This is a genomic window from Streptomyces sp. JW3 (genome assembly GCF_052216785.1).
Classification (GTDB): domain Bacteria; phylum Actinomycetota; class Actinomycetes; order Streptomycetales; family Streptomycetaceae; genus Streptomyces.
Map to the genome: position 1 here is coordinate 37,502 of NZ_JBQOUX010000064.1, position 7,015 is coordinate 44,516.

Annotated in this window: 7 protein-coding genes; 4 read left to right on the forward strand and 3 right to left on the reverse strand. The window is 74.8% G+C overall.

Going from position 1 to position 7,015, the window contains the following annotated elements; translation table 11 throughout:
- Positions 1 to 120: 120 nt before the first annotated feature.
- The gene (locus ACTT8P_RS24305) at positions 121 to 1,581 is read left to right on the forward strand and encodes an aminotransferase class I/II-fold pyridoxal phosphate-dependent enzyme (protein WP_442833842.1); all 1,461 of its coding nucleotides are present in this window, start codon (positions 121 to 123) and stop codon (positions 1,579 to 1,581) included.
- Positions 1,582 to 1,653: 72 nt separating this feature from the next.
- Positions 1,654 to 2,457: an SDR family NAD(P)-dependent oxidoreductase gene (locus ACTT8P_RS24310; protein ID WP_442833843.1), complete on the forward strand. Its 804-nt coding sequence runs from the start codon at positions 1,654 to 1,656 to the stop codon at positions 2,455 to 2,457.
- A 92-nt stretch (positions 2,458 to 2,549) separates the two neighbouring features.
- Here the strand turns inward: ACTT8P_RS24310 and ACTT8P_RS24315 are convergent, their stop codons facing one another.
- The gene (locus tag ACTT8P_RS24315; protein ID WP_442833844.1) at positions 2,550 to 3,572 is read right to left on the reverse strand and encodes a hypothetical protein; all 1,023 of its coding nucleotides are present in this window, start codon (positions 3,570 to 3,572) and stop codon (positions 2,550 to 2,552) included.
- 89 nt (positions 3,573 to 3,661) lie between these two features.
- On the opposite strand from ACTT8P_RS24315, the gene ACTT8P_RS24320 reads away from it, so the two are divergent.
- Complete coding sequence (locus ACTT8P_RS24320) at positions 3,662 to 4,471, forward strand: TetR/AcrR family transcriptional regulator (protein WP_442833845.1); 810 nt, start codon at positions 3,662 to 3,664, stop codon at positions 4,469 to 4,471.
- 10 nt (positions 4,472 to 4,481) lie between these two features.
- Here the strand turns inward: ACTT8P_RS24320 and ACTT8P_RS24325 are convergent, their stop codons facing one another.
- On the reverse strand, positions 4,482 to 5,105 hold the full coding sequence (locus ACTT8P_RS24325) for a TetR/AcrR family transcriptional regulator (protein WP_442833846.1): 624 nt from the start codon (positions 5,103 to 5,105) through the stop codon (positions 4,482 to 4,484).
- Between the two features lie 92 nt (positions 5,106 to 5,197).
- Here ACTT8P_RS24325 and ACTT8P_RS24330 point away from each other — a divergent pair, with 92 nt between their 5' ends.
- Positions 5,198 to 6,649 (forward strand): amidase, encoded by a 1,452-nt coding sequence (locus ACTT8P_RS24330; protein ID WP_442833847.1) that lies wholly within the window; start codon positions 5,198 to 5,200, stop codon positions 6,647 to 6,649.
- A 30-nt stretch (positions 6,650 to 6,679) separates the two neighbouring features.
- Here the strand turns inward: ACTT8P_RS24330 and ACTT8P_RS24335 are convergent.
- On the reverse strand, positions 6,680 to 7,015 hold a 336-nt coding region (locus ACTT8P_RS24335; RefSeq protein ID WP_442833848.1), incomplete at its 5' end, for a glycoside hydrolase family 3 C-terminal domain-containing protein.

Below are 7,015 nucleotides of genomic sequence, written 5' to 3' on the forward strand. Positions count from 1 at the left end.
CGTGATTATCCGCTCTCCTCCCGATGCCCGCCCGCCCGCGCTCGGAGGGGCGGGTGTTTCGATTCCGGCGCCGCGCCCACTCGGCCGCGTGTCGTCCGGCGACCCCCCTTGGAGGCAGTGATGGATCACTCGCGGGTGCCCGTGCTGGAAGCCCTGGAGGAGTTCCGGCGCCGGGGGGACGTGGTGTACGGACCGCCCGGTCACAAGCAGGGCCGGGGCGCGGACCCCCGGGTCGTCGACGTGCTCGGCGAGGGTGTCTTCGCCTCCGACGTGCTGTCCCTGAACGGGCTGGACGACCGCCGCCAGTCGCAGGGGGTCGTGACGCGGGCCGAGGAGCTGATGGCCGACGCGGTCGGCGCCGACCAGGCGTTCTTCTCGACCTGCGGCAGCTCCCTGTCGGTGAAGACGGCGATGCTGGCGGTGGCCGGTCCGCACGAGAAGATCCTCGTCTCCCGCAACGCCCACAAGTCGGTGATCGCCGCGCTGATCGTCAACGGGGTGGCACCGGTGTGGGTGCACCCGAAGTTCGACGCCGAACGGCAACTGGCGCACCCGCCCGAGCCCGACGACGTACGGCGGGCGCTGCGCGCGCACCCGGACGCCAAGGGCATGCTGCTGATCACGCCCACCGACTGGGGGTCGTGCGCGGACATCCGCGGGGTCGCCGCCGCCTGCCACGAGCAGGACGTGCCGCTGATCGTCGACGAGGCGTGGGGCGCCCATCTGCCCTTCCACGCCGGGCTGCCGTCGTGGGGCATGGACGCCGGCGCCGACCTGGTGGTCACCAGCGTGCACAAGATGGGCGGTGCGATCGAGCAGAGTTCCGTCTTCCACCTGCTGGGCGAGCGGGTCTCGGCGGAGGTGCTCAAGCAGCGCGAGGACCTGCTCGGCACCACCAGTTCCTCCTCGCTGGTGTACGCGACCCTGGACGGGTGGCGCCGGCAGATGGCCGAGCAGGGGCACGAACTGCTGGACGCGGCGCTCCAGCGCGCCGCCCGGGTCCGCAAGGCCGTGGCCGGCCTGACCGGCCTGCGACTGATGGACCAGGAGGTCGTCGACGCCGGACTCGCCGCCGGACTGGACCCCCTGAAGATCACCGTCGACGTCCGTGAGCTGGGCCTCAGCGGCATGCAGGCCACCGAGTGGCTGCGCGCCAACTGCCACGTCGACATCGGCTCGTCCGACACCTGTCGGATCAGCGCCCAGCTCACCCACGCGGACGACGACGAGACCGAACGGCTGCTCGTCGACTCCCTGGGCCGTCTCGTCGACCACGCCGGCACCCTGGAGAACCGGCTCACCGTGCGGCTGCCCGAGCCGCCCGCGCTGGAGCTGGAACAGGCGATGCCGCCCCGGGAGGCCTTCTTCGCGGCCGCCGAGCACGTGCCGGCCGACCAGGCCGTGGGGCGGGTCGCCGCCGAGATGATCAGCCCCTACCCGCCCGGCGTCCCGGTGCTGGCGCCCGGTGAGGTCATCACCGCGGCGGTCGTGGAGTACCTGCGCAGCGGGGCCGCGGCGGGCATGCTGCTGCCGGACGCCGCCGACCCGAGCGCCGAGCACCTGCGGGTGACGGCCCGGTAGCGCCGCCGGGACGGCACCCGGCGATCAGGTGAGCGACCGTACGGATTCCCGGACGAGAGGCGGCATACGGAGATGACTGCGGAACGTGGCACGGCGCTGGTGACGGGAGCCTCCTCGGGGATCGGAGCGGCCTACGCGCGACGCCTGGCCGCGCGGGGCTGGGACACCGTCCTGGTGGCCAGGAGGGCGCAGCGGCTGGACGACCTCGCGCTGCGGCTGCGCGAGGAGACGGGCACCGAGGTGGAGACCCTGGTGGCCGACCTCTCCGCACCGGCCGACCTGGCCCGGGTGGCGCGCCGCGCGGCGGGCGACGACATCGGGTTCCTGCTCAACAACGCGGGGATCAACGGCTACGGCCCGTTCGCCCGGCTGGAGCCGGAGTTGCTGACGAAGGTCCTCGGCGTCAACGTCCTCGCCGTCACCGCGCTCACCCGGGCGGTGGTCCCGGCCATGCTGGACCGCGGGCGCGGCACCGTGGTCAACGTCGCCTCACAGCTGGCGTTCGCGGGCGCGCTGCCGCCGCACCCGCTGCCGGAACGCGCGGTGTACGGCGGCACCAAGGGCTATGTCGTCACCTTCACCCGGACGCTCGCCGCGGAGCTGGCCGGCACCCCGCTGCGAGTGCAGGTGCTGTGCCCCGGGCTGACCGCCACCGAGTTCCACCGGTCCCGGGGCGACGCGCCGGTCCAGGGGCGGGAGCAGTCGGCGCACGCGGACGGCGGCATGCCCGTGGACCAGGTGATCGACGCGTCGCTGGCGGCGCTGGGTGCCGGCCAGGTGGTGTGCGTACCGGGTCTCGCGGACCAGGATCCGCTGGCCCGGCTGGCGGCGGCCGAACTGGGGATCCGGACGGCGGCCGGCCGGGGCGGGGGCTGACGGTTCGGCTCGGGCCCCGGTCGGTCCCGGCTCGGGTCCAAGTCCCGGCCGGGGTTCCGCCACTCCGCGACCCGACCCCGACCCCGGCCCCGTCAGGCGGGCCGGGCCTGTGGTGCCGGTACGGCCTCGGCTCCGGCGGTGGCGGTGCGGCGGCCCCGCCGGTCCGCGACGAGGATCAGGGTCAGACCGGCCACCGCCCAGCAGGCCAGTACGAGAGCGGGTGCGGCCGCGCCCGTGCCGTCGAAGTACGCGTTGGCGCGCAGCAGGCCGCCGGCGGCGCCGGGCGGCAGCAGCCGGCCGAGGCCGGCCCAGCCGTCGGGCAGCCAGTGCGGGCCGCTGGCGAGGCCGGAGAGCGGGTTGCCGAGCAGCATGACGACGACGGCGCCGAGCCCGAAGCCGGCCAGGCCGAGCAGGGCTTCGAGACCGAGCAGGGTCATCACCAGCGCGGCCATGCCCAGGGACATGCCGAGGCCGGTCAGCAGGTAGTCACCGGCCAGCGAGCCGGTGCCGTACTGGAGGAAGGCGGCGACGGCGAAGCCGGCCACGAGCGCGAAGGCGAGGCCGCCGGCCAGGCGGACGCGCAGCCCGGCGTGGCCGGGGTAGAGGCGGGAGAGGAGCACGGCGGGGAACATGCCGCCGAAGATCATGGGCAGGGCGGCGGCGGAGAACCCGGCACCCTTGGGGTCGTCGGCGGGGAACGGCGCGAGGTCGGTGACGCGGGCCTCCGCCTGCTGCCGGCCGGCGAGCGCGGTGACCGTGCCGGTCAGCGCGGCGGCGGCCTGCGGTCCGGCGGCCGTGGCCGTGTAGGCGGTGACCCGGCCGGGGGCCAGGGCGATGCCGCCCATGACGTCGCGGTCCTTGATCGCCGCCTTGAGCTGGTCCGCGTCGTCGTAGGCGGTGACGTCCCACGCGTCGCCCGCCAGGGCCGCGCCGACGGCCGCCGTGGACGCGGCCGGGCCGGTGACGCCGACGGGCACGTGGTGCGGGCCGCTGTGCACCGAGGGCAGCGCGAAGGCGCACAGCATCACGACGACGAGGGCGGCCAGGCCCACCACGACGGCCGCGAGGGTGCGGGCCGGCCGGGGCCGGCGGATGGTGCCCGCTTGCTGGGTCATGAGTGAGATCCCTTGCATGCTGGAGACGTCAGAGGGGCGGCGACGCCCGTTTCATATTTGATACAAGGTTACAGGCTATATTGATGCGTGTGTCAAACGTCGAGTCCCCCGTTTCCGTCCCGGTGCCCGAGGAGCTGATCCAGGCCGCGCTGCGGGCCGCGCAGGCGCGCGGCGTCGCGGTCGGCGACGTCTCCATGCAGGCGATCGCCCACGAGGCCGGCATCTCCCGCTCCACGCTGCTGCGCCGCCTCGGCGGTGGCCGGCAGGCGCTGGACGAGGCGGTCCGCGCCGCCGGTGTCGACCCGGCCGGCCAGAAACCCGTACGGGAACGCGCCATCGCGGCCGGAGCCGCGCTGATCAGCAGCCGGGGACTGTCCGCCGTCTCCCTGGAACGGGTCGCCGCGGACGCCGGCTGCTCGGTGCACAGCCTCTACGCCGCGTTCGGCGGCCGGGACGAGATGCTGCTGGCCGTCTTCGAGCGCTACAGCCCGATCCTGGACGTGGAGGCGGTGCTCGCGGGCGAGCGGACGGATCTGCGCAGCACCGTCCGGGAGATCTACTCCCACATGGCCGCCGCCTTCAGCCGGGAGCCCCGGGTGCTGCCGGCCGTCTTCGCGGAACTGCTGGCCCGGCCGCACGACGACTCCGTGCGGCCGCTGGTGCAGCACTACCTGCCGCGGATGTTCGCCAGTGTGAGCCGGTGGCTCGCCGCGGAGATCGAAGCGGGCCGCATCCGCGAGCTGCCGCCGCTGCCACTGACGCAGCAGCTGATCAGCCCGCTCGTCCTGCATGTGCTGCTGCGTCCCACCACGGAACAGCTCCCGGACGTGCCGGTGCCGCCGCTCGACGAGGTCTGCGACACCTTCGCCGACGCCTTCCTGCGCGCCGTGGCCCGCTGAGCCGCGCCCCTCAGCGGTCCCGGGCCGGGCCGAGGTGGCGGTCGAGGATGCCCTCGACGATGCGCAGCAGCCGCTCCCCGGCCCGGTCGACGCTGCCGTTCTGGGTGCTGACCTGCGCGCCTTCGAGTACGAAGGTGATCTCGGCCGCGGTCTGCTCGGGGTCGGGCAGCCCGGCCGCCGCGCACATGCCGGTCAGCCTGCGGGTCTGACGGGCCTTGTGCTCCTCGACGACCTGCCGTGCGGGGTGGGCGCGGTCGGGCAGCTCGGCCAGCGAGTTGATGAACGGGCAGCCCCGGTGCGAGATCCTCGGCAGCCCCTCGGCGATGAACCGGGCCAGGCCCAGGATCTGCTCCCGGGGCCGGCCGGGATGGTCGGCCGCGGCCCGGTCGAAGGCCGCCTGGTAGTCGGCGGCGATGATCCGCAGCCACTGGGCGACCAGCTCGTCCTTGGTCTCGAAGTGCCGGTAGATCGCCATCTTGGTGGTCTCGGCCCGCTCGGCGATCGCCTGGACGCCCACCCGCCGGATCCCCTCGCGCTGGAAGAGCTCCTCCGCCGCGTCGAGGATGCGCTCCCGGGGCGGCAGTTTCGCCACCCGCTCCGGTCTTCTGGAGGGCCTCGCGGCGGTCGGTTCCATGACTGCTACGGTACCAGTCTGTCCCGAACGATACCGCTCGGTATCACCCGGGACTCACAGGTATCGTTTTCTTCTCAGCACCGGGAGTGGCAGTGGAAGTCGCCGAGTACGTGGGGTTCGACGCGGTCGGACTGGCCGAACTGGTGGCCAAGGGTGAGGTGACGCCCGCCGAACTGGAAGCCGCGGCGCGGGCGGCCGCGGCCGCGGTCGGACCGCGGATCAACGCCGTGGTGGAGACCTGGGACACCGACGACCGGCCCGCTCCCGGCAGCGCGCCGCTGGCCGGTGTGCCCTTCCTGATCAAGGACATCGGGGTCGCCATGGCCGGGCGGCGGATGGAGCTGGGCAGCCGGCTGGCGGCCGGTCATGTGGCCGGCGGCGACTCCTTCCTGATGTCGCGGTTCCGCCGGGCCGGCCTCGTCACGTTCGGGCGGACCGCGACACCGGAGCTGGCCTACAGCATCACGACCGAACCGGTGCTGTACGGCGCGACCCGCAACCCGTGGGACGTGACGCGCAGCGCCGGCGGGTCCAGCGGCGGCGCGGGCGCGGCCGTCGCCGCCGGGGTGGTGCCGATCGCGCACGGCACCGACGCCGCCGGTTCGCTGCGCATACCCGCCGCCTGCAACGGCCTGTTCGGGCTGAAGCCCACCCGGGGCCGGGTCTCGGTGGGACCGGCCGTCGACGAGATCTTCAACGGCCTGGCCGTGCACGGCGCCGTCAGCCGCACCGTGCGGGACAGCGCGGTTCTGCTCGACCTGATCGCCGGCCCGGAACCGGGCGACCCCTACACCGCCCGGCCGCCGGCCCGGCCGTACGCCCAGGAGGTCACCCGGGACCCGGGGCCGCTGCGGATCGGGGTGCTGGCCCAGGCGTGGGGCGGGCGCCGCACCACCGCGCCGGTCGCCGCCGCCCTGGCCCGCACCGTGTCCCTGCTGGAATCCCTCGGCCACCGGGTGACGGCGGCCGAGGTGGACCTCGGGACCGGCTGGGAGGAGTTCGTCCTGGCCAACGCCCGGCAGTGGGCGGCGAACCTGTCCGCGCAGGTGGACGAGCTGGCCGCCGCCCTCGGCCGGCCGGTCGACGCCTCGACCCTCGAACCGGCCGTCCTCGCGAGCTACCACTACGGACGGCAGGTCACCGGGGCGCAGTTCGTCGCCGCCCTCGGGATGCGCAACCGGGTCTCCCGCGCCCTGGCCCGGTACTTCGAAGCGTACGACCTGCTGCTCACCCCGACCCTGCCGGAACTCCCGGTGCCGCTGGGCACGTTCGCCGAGGGGGACGGGGAGCTGGACGGCCTGGGCTGGCTGGACCGGGTCCTGGGCCGGTCGCCGTTCACCGCGGTGTTCAACGTGACGGGCACGCCCGCCATGTCGGTGCCGGTGACGGCGGACGCCGCGTCGGGGCTCCCGGTCGGCATGCAGTTCGCCGCCGGGTACGGCCGTGAGGACCGCCTCTTCCGGCTCGCCGGCCAGTTGGAGCAGGCGAGCCCGTGGGCGGACCGCAGGCCCGCGGTGTGGGCGGGGGACCTCACCGGTCACTGAGCCGCGGCCCGGCCGGGTCCCCCGCGCCGGTCACAGCCGCAGGCCGGCCCCGTGCGGGAAGAGCGGGTCGGCGGTGTCGTCGGGCACGTCGGGGCGGGACGCCTCGACGGCCGCCATCGAGCGGGGCAGTTCGAACGGCAGCCGGCCCTCGGCCCTGGCCCGGCCGAACACCACGTCCAGGACCGCCGCGTCGCTCGCCCCGTAGTCGGCGATCAGCGCGGCGGCCCCGGCGGCGATCTCCGGGATGACCGCGGCCCGCTCCAGGTTGACGCAGACGACCGTGGGCACCGCCGCCAGCAGGTCCAGGGCTGCCGGCCCGCGTCTGAGGGCGGTTTCGCGGACCGCGGCCGGCGCGGGCCGCGAAAC